This is a genomic window from Streptomyces justiciae, assembly GCF_015163075.1.
Classification (GTDB): Bacteria; Actinomycetota; Actinomycetes; order Streptomycetales; family Streptomycetaceae; genus Streptomyces; species Streptomyces justiciae.
This window is the reverse complement of the sequence record NZ_JADDXU010000015.1, coordinates 192,384-211,819: the sequence shown is the minus strand read 5'-3', so window position 1 is coordinate 211,819 and position 19,436 is coordinate 192,384. Positions and strand designations below refer to the sequence as shown.

Annotated in this window: 13 protein-coding genes; 6 read left to right on the top strand and 7 right to left on the bottom strand. The window is 68.5% G+C overall.

The annotated features are described in order from the left end of the window. The 7 genes from IQ210_RS34565 to IQ210_RS34535 all read right to left on the bottom strand — a co-directional run bounded on the left by IQ210_RS34565 (window position 1) and on the right by IQ210_RS34535 (window position 9,138). Window positions 1-1,026 carry a helix-turn-helix domain-containing protein gene (locus IQ210_RS34565; RefSeq protein ID WP_194083122.1) on the bottom strand — a complete coding sequence of 342 codons (1,026 nt, stop codon included), beginning with the start codon at window positions 1,024-1,026 and terminating at the stop codon, window positions 1-3. A gap of 57 nt (window positions 1,027-1,083) precedes the next feature. After that, a complete protein-coding gene (locus IQ210_RS34560; protein ID WP_194083121.1) occupies window positions 1,084-2,088 on the bottom strand; it encodes an alpha/beta hydrolase in 1,005 nt (334 codons plus the stop codon). A 174-nt stretch (window positions 2,089-2,262) separates the two neighbouring features. Further along, window positions 2,263-3,696, bottom strand: a complete 1,434-nt coding sequence (locus IQ210_RS34555) for a glycoside hydrolase family 43 protein (protein WP_194083120.1) — start codon at window positions 3,694-3,696, stop codon at window positions 2,263-2,265. A gap of 220 nt (window positions 3,697-3,916) precedes the next feature. Beyond that, entirely contained in the window at window positions 3,917-5,929 is a 2,013-nt protein-coding gene (locus IQ210_RS34550) for a beta-galactosidase (RefSeq protein WP_194083119.1), read from the bottom strand. A gap of 16 nt (window positions 5,930-5,945) precedes the next feature. Beyond that, on the bottom strand, window positions 5,946-6,767 hold the full coding sequence (locus tag IQ210_RS34545) for a carbohydrate ABC transporter permease (protein WP_194083118.1): 822 nt from the start codon (window positions 6,765-6,767) through the stop codon (window positions 5,946-5,948). After that, entirely contained in the window at window positions 6,767-7,795 is a 1,029-nt protein-coding gene (locus IQ210_RS34540) for a carbohydrate ABC transporter permease (RefSeq protein WP_322657354.1), read from the bottom strand. The genes IQ210_RS34545 and IQ210_RS34540 overlap by 1 nt, the downstream gene beginning before the upstream one ends. Then, entirely contained in the window at window positions 7,792-9,138 is a 1,347-nt protein-coding gene (locus IQ210_RS34535) for an extracellular solute-binding protein (RefSeq protein WP_194083117.1), read from the bottom strand. Before IQ210_RS34535 ends, IQ210_RS34540 begins: the two co-directional genes overlap by 4 nt. Before the next feature lie 555 nt (window positions 9,139-9,693). Here IQ210_RS34535 and IQ210_RS34530 point away from each other — a divergent pair. The 6 genes from IQ210_RS34530 to IQ210_RS34505 all read left to right on the top strand — a co-directional run bounded on the left by IQ210_RS34530 (window position 9,694) and on the right by IQ210_RS34505 (window position 19,311). Further along, window positions 9,694-11,193: an alpha-N-arabinofuranosidase gene (locus tag IQ210_RS34530; protein WP_194083116.1), complete on the top strand. Its 1,500-nt coding sequence runs from the start codon at window positions 9,694-9,696 to the stop codon at window positions 11,191-11,193. Window positions 11,194-11,247: 54 nt separating this feature from the next. Beyond that, window positions 11,248-12,762 (top strand): glycoside hydrolase family protein, encoded by a 1,515-nt coding sequence (locus IQ210_RS34525; RefSeq protein WP_194083115.1) that lies wholly within the window; start codon window positions 11,248-11,250, stop codon window positions 12,760-12,762. Continuing rightward, window positions 12,759-15,584, top strand: coding sequence for a glycoside hydrolase family 2 TIM barrel-domain containing protein (locus tag IQ210_RS34520; RefSeq protein ID WP_194083114.1), 2,826 nt, complete (start codon window positions 12,759-12,761; stop codon window positions 15,582-15,584). The genes IQ210_RS34525 and IQ210_RS34520 overlap by 4 nt, the downstream gene beginning before the upstream one ends. A gap of 117 nt (window positions 15,585-15,701) precedes the next feature. Further along, on the top strand, window positions 15,702-16,970 hold the full coding sequence (locus IQ210_RS34515; RefSeq protein WP_194083113.1) for an alginate lyase family protein: 1,269 nt from the start codon (window positions 15,702-15,704) through the stop codon (window positions 16,968-16,970). A 196-nt stretch (window positions 16,971-17,166) separates the two neighbouring features. Next, window positions 17,167-18,168, top strand: a complete 1,002-nt coding sequence (locus tag IQ210_RS34510) for a LacI family DNA-binding transcriptional regulator (protein ID WP_194083112.1) — start codon at window positions 17,167-17,169, stop codon at window positions 18,166-18,168. A gap of 171 nt (window positions 18,169-18,339) precedes the next feature. Beyond that, entirely contained in the window at window positions 18,340-19,311 is a 972-nt protein-coding gene (locus tag IQ210_RS34505; RefSeq protein WP_194083111.1) for a glycoside hydrolase family protein, read from the top strand. Window positions 19,312-19,436: the final 125 nt, after the last annotated feature.

Sequence of the window (19,436 nt, the reverse complement as noted above, 5' to 3'; positions counted from 1 at the left end):
TCAGCCCTCGCTGCCGACGGGTTCATCCTCGCTGTGGGCGATCCGCCAGAGGAGGACGGCTACGGCGGCACGTTGACGTCCGCCGGGCTTCGTGACCGCGTAGCCGAGTTGGGACGACAGCCAGGACAGGCGGTCCTGGAGGGTCGAGTGGTGGATGTGCAGGCCGATCGCGGCCTGCCGCAGGCTGGCCTGGTCGAGCACGGCCTGGAGGGTGTCGATCGCCCAGGGGCGGGTGAGGAGTACCTGGTCCAAGCGGTGCACGTCGTCGGTTGCGGCCGCCTCCCGCGGTGTGATCCGTTCGGCGAGGACGGCGAGGGCTCCGAGGTCGTCGTACGCCACCAGGGACGGGCCGGGGCCGTCCACGCGGTCGGTCAGCCGCAGCGCGACCCGGGCCCGCTCCAGGGCGGCCGGGAGGTGGGCCGGCACCTGGGCGACGGCTGTCCCGGCCCGCAGGTCCCGGTGCGGATCCGGTGCTCCGGGAACCAGAGCGACGGTGTGGGCGCCGATCCGGGTGGCGCGCGGCCCGGCCAGGTCGAAGACGGTGGTGACGACAACGGTCACGGGGCCGGTGAGGTGCAGTATGCCGAGGGCTTCGACCCGGTCGGCATCGGAGACATCGGGGTCGCAGGCGATCCGCACCGCCGCGGCGGCGCTGTGATAAGCGAAGTCGCCCGTGAGCGTCCGAACGGCGCGGACCGAGCGTTCGAGAATCAGGGCGTCCAGCGGCCTCGCCTCACCGGTCCGTTCCAGCCAGACCCACGAACCGGGACTCCCCGGCACCGCGGCCCGGGCCCAGGAACGGCTCTCGGCCTCGGGCAGTGAGTGTCCCCGGGAGTCGTAGCGGCGGGTGATCCCCCGGCCGGCGTCGTGCAGGCCGGCGGGGCACCCCGCCAGCGCCGCCGTCGCCCGGACCACGGCGGCGACCGAGGCCCGTTCCTCGGTCAGGCCGTCGAAGTGGTCGATGACGCGCAGCGCGCCGGCCGCCGCGTCGTCGGTGACCTCCAGCCTGCCGATGAGTTCATGCATGCCGACCTCCCGGGCCACTATCGCCCCGTGGCATGGCTGGGAGCCAGTCCGTCCGTATCAGTCTTCGAGAGCCCGCCGGATGAACTCCTCGCGGGTGGCGGCGGAGGCCCGCGACAGCGCGGCGTGGGCCGCCATTCCGTCGAACGCGTGGAAGCCGCCGCCCCACATGTGGAGGTCGACGCTCACCCCAGCCTCGGACAGACGGCGGGCGTAGATCAGGATCTCGTCGCGAAAGACCTCGGCCGAGCCGGTGTCGAGGTAGGTGCGGGGCAGTCCGCTGAGGTCCTCGGCCCGGGCCGGAGCGGCATAGGGCGACACGTCGGGCCCGCCGCGGCGATCACCCAGCAGGGCGGTCCAGCCGTACAGGTTGCTGTTGCGGTCCCAGATGCCCTCGCCGTCCAGCATGCGGCTGCTGTGCGTCTCGAAGCGGTCGTCGAGCATGGGGCACACCAGTACCTGGTGGCTCAGCCTGGGGAAGGCCCGGTCGCGGGCGAGGAGCGCGGTGCCGGCCGCGAGACCGCCTCCGGCGCTGCCCCCGGCGATGAGGAGCCGCTCGGGGTTGATGCCCAGCTCGGCCGCGTGTTTCGCCGTCCACACGAGCCCGGCGTAGCAGTCCTCGACCGGGGCGGGGTCGGGGTGTTCGGGGGCCAGGCGGTACTCGACCGACACCACGACCGCACTGCCGTCGGCCACGAAGGGCAGGAGCGCAGCCACGCCTGTCCGGCGGTCCCCGGAGACCATCCCCCCGCCGTGGATGTGGAAGACGCCCCCCGTGGGGCCGCGGTCCTCAACCGGGCTGAGGATCAGCAGCGTGATGTCCGGTGCTCCTTCCGGTCCGGGGACCTGGCGCTCCTCCACCCTCACCCGGCCGGCCGCCGTCAGGTCCACCGGTGCCATGCCGGGTATCCCCTCGGTCGCGTACCGTCGGGTCGCGGCGAGGGTTTCGTCGGACAGGGGCTGCATGGCGGCCGTTATCGCTTCCAGGACGGGCGCGAGTTCAGGATCGAAGGGCGGCCGGGCGGTCGTGGAGCCGAGGATGTCTGCTGTCGTCCGGTCGGTCATAACGGTCCTTGCGGCATGAGTGGCCAGTGAGGTGGAGGTGCCCTCCACTCTCAACGGCGGGAGTGGACGAAGGAACCCGCAGTTGGCGGGAAGATCCCTCACTCCGCCCGCCATGTGGCGGGCGGAGTGGCGTGCGCGGCCCGCACTGGCGGGCCGGCGCTGTCCTCCTGTGGTTCAGCCGGTCACGCGGAAGGTGGCATCGGCACGTTCCGTGGCTGTGGTGACCGAGTCGAGCCTCAGCTGGTACGCGTAGTGGCGGATGTACCGGCCGGGATAGTTGTACGACTGGAACGACGACCAGGACGTGTCGGCCAGCCCCGCTACCTGGCGGAAAGTGGCGTCCGCCGCGAACTGGGCGGTGCCGTCGTTGTAGGCGAGCTGGAAGACGAATCCGGAGTGCCGCAGGAAGTACCCGGGGTAGTTCACCGACTCGAAGGAGACGGTTCCGGAGCCCACGAGGCCGGTCCTGACCCTGAACTGGGCATCCTCGGCGGGGCTGACGTTCGGGTCGATGCGCACGTCGAAGCCGGTGTGCCGGACGTAGCGGTCCTGGAAGTTGTACGACTGGAGCCGGCTGACCGCGGTGTCGGGCCAGCGCGCGAGCACGCGGCTGTCCTCGGCGGCCGTCAGGGTAAGGATCGACCCGTGCCGCTTCGTGGTCCCGCCCAGGTCGTAGCTTCCGGAGGCCGGGAGCTGGTAGGCGGCGGGGGCGGACGGGTCGGTCGTCAGGACCGGCAGGTAACCGCGGCCCGTGGAGTACTGGTCGAGGTACAGGGACCACTCGTCCCGGTCCCGGAACTTCATCCACATCGGGCCTTCGACCTGCGAGCCGGTCAGGCCGATGCCGGAGAGGTTGCCGAGACTGGTCCAGGTGCCGAGGATCGAGTTGCTGCCCTCGATCGTGATCTGGCCGTCACCGGAGGCGCGCACGTAGCGGTAGTCGCCGACACCGGACGGCACCTCGACGATCTGGGTGTCGATGATGTTCTGGGTGCCGGGGCGGTCGATGTAGAGCTGCGGGGTGGTGACGGTACGGAACTCCGAGGTGCGGGCGTAGTAGATGCGGTGCTTGAGCACGCCGTCGAGGGTCGCGTTCGTCGCCCAGTACAGGACGTAGTCGCCCGTCTCCGGGTCCCAGATCGCCTCTGGGGCCCACGCGTTGCGTCCGTCGGGGATCGCACCGGCGACGTTCAGCAGCCACGGCTGCGACCAGGTGACCAGGTCTCGCGACTCCCACACCACGAGGCTGCGGCTGCCGTTGTACACGGCGGCGTCCCACGACTGCCCGCAGCCGATGCACAGATCGGTCGCGATGATCCAGTACCGGTCACCGTCCGGAGAGCGCACCAGGGAGGGGTCGCGCACCCCGCGCGTACCCACCGTGGAACGCAGGGTCATCCCGCCCCCGTTGAGGTCCGTCCAGTTGAGGCCGTCCGTGCTGTGCGAGAAGTAGATCTGCTGGCCGGTCGCCCCCTCCCCGATGAAGTGCGTCATCAGATAGCCCGAGTCAGCCGCGGCGGCCCTCTGCGGTGCGGTCAGGACCTGGCCTGTGAAGAGGAGGCAGGCAGCGATCCATATCGCCGTCAGCCGGGAGAGAAGCGCGGGCATGTGCGTCTCCTGTCTATCTGCGGGTGCCACGAATGATTGAGGGGGGAGCTGCCGGAGGAGGGACTCTCGTGGCTCTCTCAATTCCCGCTCGACACGCACCCGTTGTTCGATTTTTCGGACAATGTCCGTAAGGTCGGACAGACGTTAAGGGTGTGGCGTTCGGTGGGTCAATACGTCCGACGGGCCAGAGAGAACCGTGTGACCGAACCGGTCCTCGCCGTCAGCCCCGGCGTGGTTCCCGCACCACCGCGATCGCCCCCGGCGCCAGCGTCACCGAACCGGGCGCGGGTTTGCCCGTCAGGAGTTCGACCGCGTCCTCAGCGACGGTCACCTCCGCGCCGTTTCCCGCGTGGTCGATCAGGAAGAGATAGTCCGCGTCCGGAGACCGGCGGAGCACCACCTCCACCCCTTCCGGTGACGTGCGCACCGCCGCCACGCCCGCCTCGGTACGCATCCTGGTCAGCAGGGACGCGAGGGTGGCCGGGTCCGGGTTCGTGGCCACGTACCAGGTCACGCCGTCGCCGTGCGTGTGCCGTGTGACGGCCGGTACACCCGTCAGTGGCCCCTCGGTGTACGAGACCACCGCCTCCGCGCCCTCCAGCCTCACCCGCTCCGACCACAGCGACCCCGTAGCGCCCCCGCTCAACGCCACCGACTCCTCGGGCTGCAACGGGAAGAGCTCGTCCGACCGGACGCCCAGCGCTTCCCGGAACGCGCCCGGGTAACCCCCCAGCCGCACATGGCAGTTCTCGTCCACGGCCCCGCTGTGGAAGCCGACCGCCAGGCTGCCGCCCCGCTCTGCGAAGCCGACGAGGTTGGCCGCTCCCTCGTCGTCGACCAGGTACAGGCTCGGCACCAGGACCAGGCGGTAGGTCGACAGGTCCGCGTCCGGGCGCACGAAGTCCACCGCCACGCCCGACCGCCACAACGGCTCGTACCAGGAACGGACTTGGTCCTCGAAGCGGAGTGCGGAGCTGGGCTGGGCAGGCTGTTCCATGGCCCAGCGGGCGTTCCAGTCCCAGACCATGGCCACCTCGGCTACTCCGGCACTCCCCCGCACTTCCGCCAGCGCCTTGAGGTCGGCTCCGAGCCGGACCACGTCGCGCCAGATCTGACTGTCGGTTCCCGCGTGCGGGAGCATCGCCGAGTGCCATTGCTCGGCTCCCGCCCTGGACTGCCGCCACTGGAAGAAGGCGATGCCGTCGGCGCCGTGGGCCACGTGGGCCAGGGCGTTGCGACGCAACTCCCCTGGCTGCTTTGCCCGGTTGACGTGCTGCCAGTTCAGCGCCCCGGTGGAGTGCTCCATCAGGAACCAGGGGCCGCCCGCCAGCGAGCGCATCAGATCGCCGCTGAGCGCGAGGTCGATCTCGGGCTCGGGATCGTCCGACATGAGGTAGTGGTCGTTGGCCACGACGTCCAGCTCCGGCGCCCAGCGCCAGTAGTCCAGCGGGTCGGCGCCCCGCATCACGATGAAGTTGGTCGTCACGGGAGTCCGCGGGGCCGACGCCCGCAGCACGTCCCGCTCCGCCTTGTACAGCGACAGCAGCTCGTCCGAGCAGAAGCGGCGCCAGTCCAGCAGTTGGGTCGGGTTGGGGCCGGCGCCGCTCGCGCGCGGTGGAAGGATCTCGTCCCAGTCGTAGTACCACTGACTCCAGAAGGTCGTGCCCCAGGCATGGTTCAGCGCACTCAGATCAGCGGCGTACCTCTCCTTGAGCCAACGGCGGAACGCCTTCGCGCTGGTGTCGCAGTAGCAGGCCCTGTTGTGGCAGCCGTACTCGTTGTGGACGTGCCACAGGGCCACCGCCGGATGATCTGCGTACCGCTCCGCCAGTCTGCCCGTGATGCGCAGGGCGGCCAGACGATACGCGGAGCTCGACGGACAGAAGGTCTGCCGGCTCCCGTACGACAGCCGACGACCGTCGGCGTCAACGGGTAGCGCCTCCGGGTGCGCGCGGTAGAACCACGCCGGCGGGGCCGCGGTCGGGGTGGCGAGGTCGGCGGCGATGCCGTTCTCGTGGAGAAGGTCCAGGATCCGGTCCATGCGCGAGAAGTCGTACACGCGGTCGGATGGTTCCAGCAGGGCCCAGGAGAAGATGCCGACGCTGACAATGTTCACGCCGGCCTCGCGCATCAGGCGCATGTCCTCGTCCCAGACCTCCTCGGGCCATTGCTCGGGGTTGTAGTCGCCGCCGTAGGCGATGCCGGGGACGGAGAGTTCGGGTTTCGCGGTCACTGAAGTCCCTTGTGTCTCACTTGAGTCCGGACGTGGCCGTGCCGGCGATGAAGCCGCGCTGGAGGATCAGAAAGAGGATCAGGACGGGCACGATGTACATAACGGCGCCCGCCGCGACGAGCGTGTAGAGCCCGGTGCCGTGTTCGTTGACATAGCCGGTGGCGATCTTGACCGCGAGGGTGGTGCGGTCGTCGTCCAGCAACAGAGCGGGCGCCACGTAGTCGCCCCAGCTCCAGCTGAAGGAGAGGATCAGGCTGGTGGCGATGACCGGCCAGGACTGCGGGAGGAAGATCCGCCAGAAGACGCGGATCTGACCGCAGCCGTCGACGATCGCCGCCTCCTCCAGTTCCTTGGGCATGTTGGTGAAGAACTGCCGGAAGAGGAAGACCAGATACGGGGCGCCGCACAGCCCCCACAGCACCCACGGGATGTAGGTGTTGACCAGGTGCGCCTTGACGAACAGCAGATAGGTCGGGATGAGGGTGATGATCGTCGGCATCATCATGGTCGACAGCAGGAGGCCGAAGACGATCCGCTTGCCGGGTGCGTCGAGACGGGCGAAGCCGTAGCCGGCCCACGCGGAGGCGAGCGTGATCAGGACCGAGTAGAGGGCGGCGATGGTCAGCGAGTTGCGGGCGTAGCCGAGGTAGTCGAAGAAGGTCAGCGCCTGGGAGAAGTTCTCCGTGGTCAGGTGGTGCGGCCACCAGTGGATGGGCACGGCGCGCAGTTCGGAGGGGGCCTTGAGCGCGGTGATGACCAGCCAGCCGAAGGGACTCAGGAACAGCACGAGGACCGCGACCAGCAACATGTAGACGACTTTGCGTCGGGCCAGGACCATCACTTGCCTCCGAGGGTGCGGGAATTGGCCTTTTTCTCTTCGGGGTCCACGGAGTAGAAGACCGCGCCCTTGCTGAGCCGGAAGACGAGGACGGTGACGGCCATGATGAAGAGGAAGAGCACCCACAGCAGGGCGGAGGCGTAGCCGTAGCGGCTGTTGGCGAAGTACTGGGTGAAGACGTTGATCATGATGAGGTTGTTGCTCTCCGGTACGGCCGACACGCCCTGGGGGGTGGGGTCGAGGGAGATGAGCAGCGGGGCGAAGGTCTGCAGCGTGGCGATGATGCCGGTGACCACCTGGAAGAACAGCACGGGGGAGAGAAGCGGCAGGGTGACCCGGGTGAAGGACTGCCACTGGCTCGCGCCGTCCACCAGCGCCGCGTCGTGCAGTTCCCTGGGAATGTCCTGGAGCCCCGCCAGCGAGATGATCATGACGTTCCCGGTGCCCCACAGCGTCAGCATGATCAGCACGTAGCGGGCGTACGGATCCGCCAGCCACGTCACCCCGTTGACGCCGAGCATGTCCAGCAGGCCGTTGGCGGAGCCGGAATCACGGTCGAAGATCAGCTTGAAGGTGAGGGCGGCACCGACCGGCGGCACCACGGCGGGCAGGTAGATCAGCGTCCTGAACACGCCGCGCGCCCGAATGGGCTGGTTGACCAGCACCGCGAGGAAGAGCCCCGCGATGATCGTCAGCGGCACGGTGACGGCGGTGAACAGGCCGGTGCGGGCCAGGGAGGCGAGGGTGTCCTGGTCGGTGAAGACCTCCCGGTAGTTGTCCAGTCCCACGAAGCGGGGGTGGGAGGTCAGGCCGTCGGAGTTGGTGAAGCTGAGCCACAGCGCGTAACCCAGGGGGTAGGCCGTCAGCGCCAGGAACCCTAGCAGCCAGGGGCCGGTGAACACGTAGAACGCCCCGGCCCGGCGCATCCGCCGCGAGCGAAGCCCGGACGCCCGGCGGGAGCCGGGCGGGACCCGTGACGGAGGTGTCACAGAAGGCGCGTTACGCCCGGTCAGCTGATCGGTGCTCACCCCACCAGCTCCTTGCCCCGGTCGAGCTGTTCGTTCATACGGGAGTTGAGCGCGTCGGCGACCTTACCGACGGCCCTGTCGGACTTGACCGCGTCCGGCAGCACTTTGCTGAGGACTCCGTTCAGGGCGTCCATCTGCGCGTACGGGCTGACGGGCAGCACCGTGAAGTACGGCAGCTCCTTCATCTGGGCCGCGTACGCCTGCTTCTGCATCGCTGTCTTCTGGGGCATCTTCGAACGCAGTGAGTTCAGCGGGGGCATGCCCCAGCCGGCCGCCGCCCGTTCCTCGGCGGGTCCGCCGCCGAAGTGGAGCTCGAAGAGCTTCCAGGCTTCTTCCTTGTTCTTGGCGTCCTTCGGGATCCAGAAGCCCGTGCCGCTGAAGATGGGGCTGACACGGTGGCTGCCCAGTTGCGGCGCGGGCGCGAACCGCGAGACCTCGGACAGTTTGCCGTCGCCGGCGATGACCGAACCGAACCAGAAGCCGCCGCAGCTCATCGCCATCCGGCCGGCCTGGTAGGTCGGCCCGTCCCAGCCGTCCGGGTTGGGGTTGACCAGGCTCGGGCCGATGTCGGCCTTCGCGTAGTCCATGTACCACTGAAGCGCCTTGCGCGCCTCCGGCGAGGAGAAGTCCACGGTGGCGGTGTCGTCGGCGAACAGGCTCCCGCCCGCCGACGCCGTCATCCACATCAGCTGGGACATGACGCCCATGCCGTTGGCGCTCAGGCCGTAGACCTTCACCTTGCCGAGTCGGCGTGCGGTCAGCCGCTTGCCGAGGTCCAGCCACTCGTCCATGGACAGGGGCTCGGTCGCGCTGGGCAGTTCCAGTCCGGCCTCCTCGAACATGTCGGCGCGGTACCAGAACATGCAGTCCTGCGAGTAGTCCCTGGCGAGGCCGTAGCGGGGGCCGGCGCCCTGCTTGTTCCCGTCGAAGCGCCACACATCGTTGGCCGGGGCGATGTCCGTGGGCCTGAGCAGTTTGCTCTTGGCGATGTACGGGTCCAGATCCGTCATCAGTCCACGCGCCGCGAAGTAGGGCGTGTCCGTCGCGCCCACGCCGCGCACCAGGTCGGGGGGCGTCTTCGCGGAGAGCAGGGCGTTGAGCTTGGTGACGTCATAGGTGATGACCCGGATGGTGATGCCCAGCGTCTTCTCAAGGCTCTTCTTGGTCTTCGCGTCCCACTCCTCGCCGACCGTCATGACGGTGATCGTCTTTCCGCCGCCTCCCGATCCGTTTCCGGAGTCGACGGAGGCGGCGCAGCCGGACAGGGTGGCGGTGGCGGCGGCGCCGGCGGAGGCCGTGAGGAAGCGGCGCCGGTCGAAGGAGCCTCTGGGTGAAACGGGCATGACTATGGACCTTTCGGGCGATGCGGGTACAGGGATGCGCACGAGATGGGCGCCGCTCACTCAGGAGGGCACGAGCAAAGGAAGAGGGAGGAGAGGAGAAGGCCAGGGGTAGCGCCGCGCGGACCGCGTCATGGCAGACGATGCGGACAACTGGACCCGCCGACAGGTATGCCTGGACGCGCACGGTCCCGTTCCTCGACCGTAGGCGTCACACCCCAGAACGCCGACCGTGGAAACCGGTTCCGGAAGACTTCGGCGAACGCTAGGACTGGCCGCCGAACGGTGTCAAGAGGGCGGAATGCCCTTATGAGGGGCGGGAGTTTCTCGCTCCGAGCCTGCCGACGGAAACCTTGACGCAACCCTCTTGACTCTTCCGGCCACCGAGTGGCAGCTTTTTTGTACCGCTACAAGAAAGCGGTTGTTAGGTCTGCGTGCCCGCCTCGAACGAGGTAGCGGTAGACGGAATCTGCCGCGCCACCCCCGCTGGCACTCCGTCGACACCCCCCCGCACCCACCTCTGCACCGCCACCACCCCAACCCCGCAGGAGTACCTCCGTGCCCAACGCCACCGCGGTCATCAACCTCGACATCGAGGGCCCGACGATCAGCCGGCATCTCTACGGCCACTTCGCCGAGCATCTCGGCCGCTGCATCTACGGCGGTTTCTGGGTCGGCGAGGACTCACCCATCCCCAACGAAGGAGGCATCCGGCTCGACGACGTCGAGGCCCTGCGCGCCCTGAACATCCCCAACCTGCGCTGGCCCGGCGGGTGTTTCGCCGACGAGTACCACTGGAAGGACGGCATCGGCCCCCGCGAACAGCGGCCGACCATGGTCAACACGCACTGGGGCGATGTCGAGGAGAACAACCACTTCGGCACACATGAGTTCATGGCCCTGTGCGAACTCCTGGGCGCCGAGCCGTACATCAGCGGCAACGTCGGTTCCGGCACCGTGCGGGAGATGAGCGAGTGGGTGGAGTACCTGACCCGCGACGGCGACAGCCCCATGGTCCGCCTCCGCAGGGCCAACGGGCGCGAGGAACCCTGGCGCGTGAAGTACTGGGGCATCGGCAACGAGACCTGGGGCTGCGGCGGCAACATGCGCGCCGAGTACTCCGCCGACCTGGTCCGGCAGTACGCCACGTACTGCCGGGACCACGGCGACAACAAGCTGTACCGAATCGCCTCGGGCGCCTCGGACGACGTCTACCAGTGGACCGAGACCCTGATGCGGCAGATCGGCTGCTTCGGCTGCGAGGCCACCCCGAAGAACTACTTCCAGGGCATCTCCGTGCACTACTACGCGATGGCCGGCCCCTGGGAGACGAAGGGCAGCGCCACCGACTTCGACACCGACGACTACTACCGCACAATGGCCGCCGCCCGGCGCATCGACCGCATCCTGACCGGCCACTCCACGGTCATGGACGTCTACGACCCCGGCCGCACGGTGGGGCTGGTGCTGGACGAGTGGGGCACGTGGTGGGACGTGGAGCCGGGCACCAACCCCGGGTTCCTGTTCCAGCAGAACACCCTGCGGGACGCGCTGGTCGCGAGCGTCCACTTCGACATCTTCCACAAGCACGCGGCGCGGCTGCACATGGCCAACATCGCGCAGACCGTCAACGTCCTCCAGGCGATGATCCTCACCGACGGCGACAGCCTGGTGCTGACCCCGACCTACCACGTCTTCGAGATGAACAAGGGCCACCAAGACGCCACTTCGCTCGCCGTACACCTGCGGGGCGAGGACGCCGAGACTGACCTGCTGTCCGCCTCTGCGAGCGTCAAGGACGGGGCGGTACTGATCTCGCTGTCCAACCTGCACGCCGAAGAGCCGGCCGAGCTGACCCTCGACCTGCGTGGCCGCGCGGTCGGCGAGCCGGTCGCCCGCATCCTCTCCGCCGACCGGATCCAGGATCACAACACCCCCGAGGCACCGCACACGGTCGGCCCCCGCCCCTTCGACGATCTCAAGACCACGGACCGGGGCCTCACGCTCACGCTGCCGCCCCATTCGTTCGTCACGGTCCGTGCACCACTCGTCACCTGACGGGCCATCAACATCCATTCAAGCAGCCGCACTTCCCCTTGACAGGAGCCGAATATGAGCGCGTCCCTGACCCGTCGCAGAGCCCTCCAGGCAGTCGGCGCAGCAAGCCTCGCCACCGGCCTGACCACCATGGCGGCGACCTCGGCCCGGGCCGACGAGGACAACCCCGCACCGAAACTGGTCACCTATCCCCGGCCCGCGGGCGTGGCGACCACCACCAGCTTCACCGTGCGGGTACGCACCGCTCCCGACGGCCAGTGGCAGAACCTCGACATCTACCAGCCACGGGCGCGGGAGATCAACGCCACCACCGGCTCGGGCAAGGTCTACAACTCCTCGATGGTGTACTTCGACTTCTGCGGCCCGGTGGAACTGGAGGTCACCTACCTCAAGGGCGGCGCCACCAAGGCACGGATCCGACCGGACTCCTACGGCATCACGCCCGAACTCCTCGGCGACACCCTGCGTTTCACCCTCGACGAACCGAAAGACGTCGTCGCCCAGATCAACGACGACGTCTTCGACTGCCTGCACGTCCTCACCAACCGCGTCGAGAAGCAGGAACCGGCCGCCGACGACCCGGATGTCCTCTACTACGGCCCCGGCCTGCACACCGTCAACCTCCTCTCCGTCCCCAGCGGCAAGACCGTCTACCTCGCGGGCGGCGCCGTCCTTCTGGGCGGGATCGACATCAAGGGTGCCGAGAAGGTGACCCTCAAGGGTCACGGCGTGCTGATACCAACGAGCGCCGTCGCTGGCGTGAACGTCGAGAGCAGCAAGAACGTCCGGGTCGAGGACGTCATCATGCTCGGAGCCGGCCTGGGCTGCCGCGAAGCGGAGAACGTCCACGTCAGGAACAGCCGCGTGTTCACGTGGGGGCAGTGGGGTGACGGCTTCCCCGTCTACTGCTCCACGGACATCACCTACGACGGATGTTTCGTGCGCAGCGCCGACGACAGCCACTCGATCTACGCCCACCGGGACACCCTCTACGGCGACACCCGCAACGTCACCATCAAGAACGCCACCCTGTGGGCGGACGTCGCCCACCCGATCAACGTGGGCACCCACGGCAACACCGACGACCCGGAGATGATCGAGAACCTGCTCATCCAGAACGTCGACATCCTCGACCACCGCGAGCCCCAGATGAACTACCAGGGCTGCATCTCCCTCAACGCCGGCGACTCCAACCTGATCAAGAACGTCCGGGTCGAGGACGTACGGGTCGAGGACTTCCGCTGGGGCCAGCTCCTCAACTTCCGCGTCATGTACAACACGAAGTACAACACCTCGGCCGGCCGCGGGATCGAGGATGTCTACATCAAGAACCTCACCTACACCGGCACCCGCGCCAACCCGTCGCTGTTCCTCGGCTACGACGCCGACCACGCCATCAAGAACGTCACCTTCGAGAACCTGGTGGTCAACGGCGTCGTCATCGCCGACACCATGCGCAAGCCAAGGTGGTACTACACCACCGACACCGTGCAGTGGTACGCCAACGAGCACGTGATCGACCTGAAGTTCCTCACCACGGCCGAGGCAGCAGCGGCCGCCGCATCATGACCGGCCCGCTGAACACCTTCGCTCCTGGTCAGGGCCGACGCCCGCCCCGGGCCGCGTTCCGCTCGGACGCTCCCCGACTGGTCCTGGACGGCGACTGGAGGTTCCGGCTGTCGGCGTCGCACGCCGAGGCACCCGCGGGCATCGAGCAGCCGGACCTCGACGACTCCGGATGGGACGAACTGCCCGTGCCCGCCCACTGGCAGCTGTACGGCCACGGCGCACCCATTTACACCAACATCGCCTACCCCTTCCCTGTCGATCCCCCGTACGTCCCGGACGACAACCCCACCGGCGACTACCGGCGCACCTTCGAGCTCCCCGAGGAGTGGATCGGCCTGGGAGCGGCACTGCGCTTCGACGGCGTGGACTCCTGCTTCACCACCTGGCTCAACGGAGAGGAACTGGGCTGGTCCACCGGCAGCCGGCTGCCCACCGAGTTCGACGTCACCGGAATCGTCAAGCCGGGTCGCAATGTCCTCGCCGTCCGCGTCCACCAGTGGTCACCCGGCAGTTATCTGGAGGGCCAGGACATGTGGTGGCTGTCCGGGATCTTCCGGTCCGTCACTCTCCTGTCCCGCCCTCCCCGCGCGCTCGACGACTTCTTCGTCCACGCCGACTTCGACCACACCTCCGGCCACGGCACCCTGCGCGTCGACACCTCCATACCCGCACTGTTGACCGTCGAGGAACTCGGGCTGCGAGACGTCTCCGCCCAAGGGCCCTACGACATCGAAGCCGTTGAACCGTGGACGGCCGAACTCCCCCGGCTCTACGCCGGTGAGCTGCGCACGGGCGGCGAGACGATCCCCCTGCGGATCGGCTTCCGCACCGTCCTCGTCGAGGACGGGGTGTTCAAGGTCAACGGGCGACCCGTCCTTCTGCGGGGCGTCAACCGGCACGAGTTCCATCCCGATCACGGACGCGTCCTCGACGAGCGGACCATGCGCGAGGACATCGTGCTGATGAAACGGCACAACATCAATGCGGTCCGCACCAGCCACTACCCTCCGGACAGCCGGTTCCTGGAGCTGTGCGACGAGTTGGGTCTGTGGGTGATGCTGGAGTGCGACCTGGAGACGCACGGCTTCTCCCTGATGGGCGACTGGCGCGGCAACCCGAGCGACGACCCACGCTGGCGTGAGGCGTACCTCGACCGCATACGGCGGACCGTCGAACGGGACAAGAACCACCCCAGCATCGTCATGTGGTCGCTGGGCAACGAGGCTGGCGATGGCCGCAACCTCCAGGCCATGGCCGAATGGGTCAAGCAGCGCGACCCGGACCGGCCGCTGCACTACGAGCAGGACTGGGGCGGCCGGTACACCGACGTCTACAGCCGGATGTACACCTCGCACGAGGAACTCGACGCCATCGGCCGCCGCGCGGAGGAGCCCCTGTCCGACCCGGTCGCCGACGCGCGGCGGCGCGGGATGCCGTCCGTGGTCGTCGAGTACGCCCACGCCATGGGCAACGGTCCCGGCGGACTCGTCGAGTACCAGGAGTTGTTCGAGAAGTACGACCGATGCATGGGCGGCTTCGTGTGGGAGTGGATCGACCACGGCCTGCGCGAAGACGGCCACTTCGCCTACGGCGGCGACTTCGGCGAGGAACTGCACGACGGCAACTTCGTCTGCGACGGGATGGTGTTCCCCGACCGCACCCCCTCGCCAAGCCTGGGCGAGTACAAGAAGGTCGTCGAGCCGGTGCGGATCACCATGGCGGCGGACGTCATGGAGATCACCAACCTGTACGACTTCCGGGACCTCTCCCATCTGACGCTGGCCTGGTCCCTGGAACAGGACGGCGAGGAGAGCGACTCGGGAACGCTCCCCCTCCCGGCCGTCCCACCGGGCGGTCCCCCGGCCCGTCTCCCCTACCCCACCGCGAACACCACCGGCGTACTCACCATCAGTGCCGTCCTCACCAAGGACGAGCCCTGGGCACCGGCCGGCCACGAGATCACCTGGGCCCAACGCGCTCCCGAGCGGGCGCCGGTGCGTCGTACTACCCGCACCTCCAGGCCGGACCCCGGGCTGTTCGATCCCCGCACCGGCCGCCTGACCCGGCTCGGGAACCTGCCGGTCACCGGCCCCCGACTCGACCTGTGGCGGGCACCGACCGACAACGACCGCCTCGGCCACGACCCGGTGGCCAACACCTGGCGGCACGTTGGCCTGGACCGCCTGCAGCACCGCCTCCTCGGCATCGACACCGAGGACGACACGGTGGTCGTACGCACCCGGGTCGCCCCCGCCGCCACCGACCTCGGCTTGTACGCCACCTACCGCTGGCAGGCCACCGACGAGGGGCTCCGCCTCACCACCGAGATCGAACCGGACGGGGACTGGCAGGACATCCCCATCCCCCGTCTCGGCCTACGGATGTCCCTGTCAGCCTGGATCAACGACGTGACCTGGTACGGGCTGGGACCTGCGGAGGCGTATCCGGACAGCCGTCTCGCCGCACGCCTCGGCCGTCACAGCAGCTCGATCGACGCCCTCCATACGCCGTACGTCTTCCCCCAGGAGAACGGCAACCGGGCCGATGTCCGGTGGGCGGAACTCACCGGCCGGTACGGCGGGCTGCGCGTCACCGGTGAGCCCACCTTCCAGCTCACCGCCCGACGCTGGACCAGCGAGGACCTGGACACCGCCCGGCACACCCACGAACTCCGGCCTGGTGGAGCCGTGCACCTCAACATCGACCTCGCACAGCACGGACTGGGGTCCGCCGCGTGCGGCCCTCGCGTCCTGCCCCAGTACCGGCTGACCGCACGGTCCGCCGTCTTCGCCGTCACCTTGTCGGAGATCCCCGGCCGGTGATCGCCGAGGGGCGACCACCCCCCACGCCAGTCACCGCCCTCGGCACGGCTGTTCAACCACGTCGCCATCACTCCCGATCAGAGCCGATCGGGCCGTTCGATTGGAGTCGTACATCCCATGAGCCGCAACCACCTCCCCCCACTCGCCCCAGGCACAGCGCAGCCCCAACGCACTGGACCGAGCCGGCGCGGCGTCCTGCGCCTCGCCGGCGGTCTCACGCTGGCCGCGGCGCTCGGCGCCGCCTCCGCACGGCCCGTCGCCGCCTCGCCGACCGTCTGGAACCACCCCGGGGGCATCCACCACCCCGGTGACATCAACCGCGCCAAGGTCAAGGTGGCCGCGTACGCCGAGCCCTGGTACTCGGGCTGGCAACTACTCACCGCCAACGCCCACTCGGCGTCGACCTGGACGGCCAACCCGCAGTCCGTCGTCTACCGCGGCACCGGGACCTCCAACAACTACACGATCCTCTACAACGACGTAGCCGCCGCGTACCAGAACACCCTGCGCTGGCTGATCACCGGCGACACCGCCCACGCCGCCTGCGCCGCCGCCATCTGCAACGCCTGGTCGAGCACCCTGACCTCGATCCAGGGCAGCACCGACGCGATCCTGGTTGCCGGACTCCAGGGCTGGCAGTTCGCCAACGTGGGTGAACTGCTGCGCGACTACAGCGGATTCGACCTCGAAGCCTTCCAGCAGATGATGCTCAACGTGTTCTACCCGATCAACCACGGCTTCTTGCGGGACCACAACTTCACCTGCATCACCCACTACTGGGCCAACTGGGACCTGTGCAACATCGCGTCGATCCTGGCCACCTCCATCCTCTGCGAGGACGGCGACAAGTTCGACGAGGCCGTCACCTACTTCCAGAGCGGCGCGGGTAACGGCGCCGTCGAGCACGCGATCCCGTACCTCTACACCGACGACGACGGCTACGCGCTCGGCCAGTGGCAGGAGTCCGGACGCGACCAGCCCCACAGCGTCATGGGCATGGGCCAGATGGGCGTGATCTGCGAGATGGCCTACAACCAGGGCGTCGACCTGTACGGCTACGACGACAACCGGTTCTTCAAGGCCGCTCAGTACGTCGCCAAGTACAACACCGGTCTCGACGTGCCCTACACCACCTACAGCTGGGGCAGCGGCACCAACTGCGCCTACAACGAGCAGACCGCGATCTCCTCCAGCGGCCGGGGCCACGTCCGCCCGGTGTGGGCGATGCTCCACTACCACTACAACCGGATCAAGCACCTGGACGACAAGTACATCTGGTCCATGTCCAACGACCTCGTCGGCATCGAAGGCGGAGGCGGCGACTACGGCTCCACCAGCGGCGGCTACGACCAGCTCGGCTTCGGCCAGCTGATGTACGCCAAGTAGGCCCGGGGGCTGCCCCCACGCTCCCCCGCGGGGGCAGCCCTCGATCAGATCCCCCACACCTCCTCAGGAGTGCATCCGTGCCCAGCGCGTCCACGATCCACCACTGTCCGCAATCTGCCGCCCCGCCTCTGGGAGAGCCGACCGGGGCGAGGCATAGCATGCGAGTGGGGTTCGAGGACGCAGACCGGGGGCGAGCGTGGTAACGATTCAGGACGTGGCCAAGGCGGCCGGAGTCTCACCGATGACCGTGTCGAATGTCATCAACGACCATCCGAATGTGCGCGAGACGACGCGGGAGAAGGTCCTCAAGGCCATGGCCCGTCTCGACTACCGCGTGAACGTCGCCGCCCGCAACCTGGCCAAGGGCCGCACCGGAACCATCGGTCTCGCGGTCCCCGAACTGAACAGCCCCTACTACAGCCTGCTGGCCGCCGCGATCATCGGCGCGACCGAGCGGCGCGGCCTCCGGGTGAGCATCGAGCAGGCGGCCTCCCGCGAGAACGAACTGGACGCCCTGTCCCTGTCGCGCAACCGGCTGTACGACGGGCTCATTCTCTGCGCCGCGGGCCTCGGCCAAGCCGACACCGAGCGGCTCAGAGTGGACCACCCGGTGGTCATCCTCGGCGACCGGATCTTCGGCGGCCCCGTGGACCATGTCGCCATGCCCAACCTCGAAGCGTCACGGGCAGCGACCCGGCACCTGATCGAGCGCGGCTGCCGGCGCATCGCGTTCCTGTGCGGGCCGGTGGAAGAGGTCGACACCTCCGGCCTCCGCCTCACCGGCTATCGGCAGGCGCTGGCGGAGGCCGGTCTGCCCTCGGACCCAGCCCTGATCCAACAGGTGGACCGGCTCGGCATGCGCGACGGCGCGTGCCGTGCCCGAGAGATGGCGGACAGCGGGCTCGACTTCGACGGGGTGTTCTGCATCACCGACTCCCTGGCCATGGGTGTGCTGCGGGGCCTGGCCGACACGGGCATCCAGGCGCCCGACCAGGTGAAGGTGATCGGCTTCGACAACGTCTCGGAGAGCGAGTTCTTCATCCCCTCTCTCTCCACCGTCGACCCGGACCACCAGGGCATGGCCGAACGAGCGGTCGACCTGCTGACCAGGCGCATCGAACAGAAGAAGCCGGCGCCCGACTACGAGGAGTTCGTCGGGGACTTCTCGCTGGTGATCCGCGAGTCGACGGGCGGTTGACCCTCCCCTGACGACCTGCCGCCCCGTGGAGGCACGCCGGCCCTGACGCACGGACAGCCAGCACACCGCTCGGCACACCCCGGGCGATCGTACGCGGCACGACCGGCTCGTCGCCTCCTGCCGGGATGCCTGAAGCCGTCCGATCTTCATCACATACGACAGGGAGACCCTGTGAACCCTGTGGCCCACGGCCCGCTCTTCCGCGACCCCGTACATGACGGAGCCGCCGACCCCGTCGCCGTCTGGAACCGCCAGGCCGGCGAATGGTGGCTCGTCTACACCAACCGCCGTACAACCGCTCCCGGCCCCGGGGTCGCCTGGGTGTACGGCACCGACCTGGGCGTGGCCGCCTCAGCGGACGGCGGCCGCACCTGGGCCTATCGAGGCATCCTTCCCGGCCTGAACACCGAGTGGGGCCACAACACCTTCTGGGCCCCGGAGATCATCTGGCACGACGGGGTCTACCACATGTACGTCAGTTACATCCGCGGCATCCGCGACGACTGGAACGGCACTGCCTCCATCCGTCATTACACCAGCCCCGACCTGCTGGACTGGACGCATCACGGCGCCCTGGACCTCGGCTCCGACCGGGTCATCGACGCGTGCGTGTTCCCGCTACCGGAGGGCGGCTGGCGCATGTGGTTCAAGGACGACTCGCGCGGCTCACTGACGTGCGCCGCCGACAGCCCCGACCTCTACCACTGGCAACCGATCGGCCTGGCGGTCGGCCACCGCCCGCACGAAGGCCCCAACGTCTTCGAACTCGGCGGCCACTACTGGATGCTCGTCGACGAATGGCGTGGTCAGGGCGTCCTGCGCTCCGACAACCTCACCACCTGGGAACACCAGGGGCTCATCCTCGACAAGCCCGGCAACCGCCCCGACGACGGCACCATCGGGCTCCATGCCGACGTGGTCGTCCAGGACGAGACCGCGTACGTCTTCTACTTCACCCACCCGGGCCGCGTCGGCGACGCAGCCGAGGACGACACCTACGCCACCCGCCGCTCCTCCCTCCAGGTCGCCGCCGCCCGAGTCGTCGACGGCAGGCTGCACTGCGACCGCGACCAACCCATGGATCTCCGTCTCGGAAGGTGCGACGGGGCGGCCGTGCTGGGCCGGCAGGGCTCGCCCGAGTAGCGCATCCGGCTTTTGCGGCCGACGAACTGTCGGATTGTCCGAATCCTGCTCCGTGATGTGAGGTAGCGCTACTGGGGGCATCTGCCCTATGTGGACGAGAAATCATGAAGCAACGCCCAGGATCG

Coding starts and splice junctions, on each gene's coding strand:
- IQ210_RS34545 (WP_194083118.1), bottom strand. CDS start 6,767: ATGGTCCTGGCCCGACGCAAAGTCGTCTACATGTTGCTGGTCGCGGTC.
- IQ210_RS34520 (WP_194083114.1), top strand. CDS start 12,759: ATGACCGGCCCGCTGAACACCTTCGCTCCTGGTCAGGGCCGACGCCCG.
- IQ210_RS34515 (WP_194083113.1), top strand. CDS start 15,702: ATGAGCCGCAACCACCTCCCCCCACTCGCCCCAGGCACAGCGCAGCCC.
- IQ210_RS34565 (WP_194083122.1), bottom strand. CDS start 1,026: ATGCATGAACTCATCGGCAGGCTGGAGGTCACCGACGACGCGGCGGCC.
- IQ210_RS34525 (WP_194083115.1), top strand. CDS start 11,248: ATGAGCGCGTCCCTGACCCGTCGCAGAGCCCTCCAGGCAGTCGGCGCA.
- IQ210_RS34560 (WP_194083121.1), bottom strand. CDS start 2,088: ATGACCGACCGGACGACAGCAGACATCCTCGGCTCCACGACCGCCCGG.
- IQ210_RS34555 (WP_194083120.1), bottom strand. CDS start 3,696: ATGCCCGCGCTTCTCTCCCGGCTGACGGCGATATGGATCGCTGCCTGC.
- IQ210_RS34535 (WP_194083117.1), bottom strand. CDS start 9,138: ATGCCCGTTTCACCCAGAGGCTCCTTCGACCGGCGCCGCTTCCTCACG.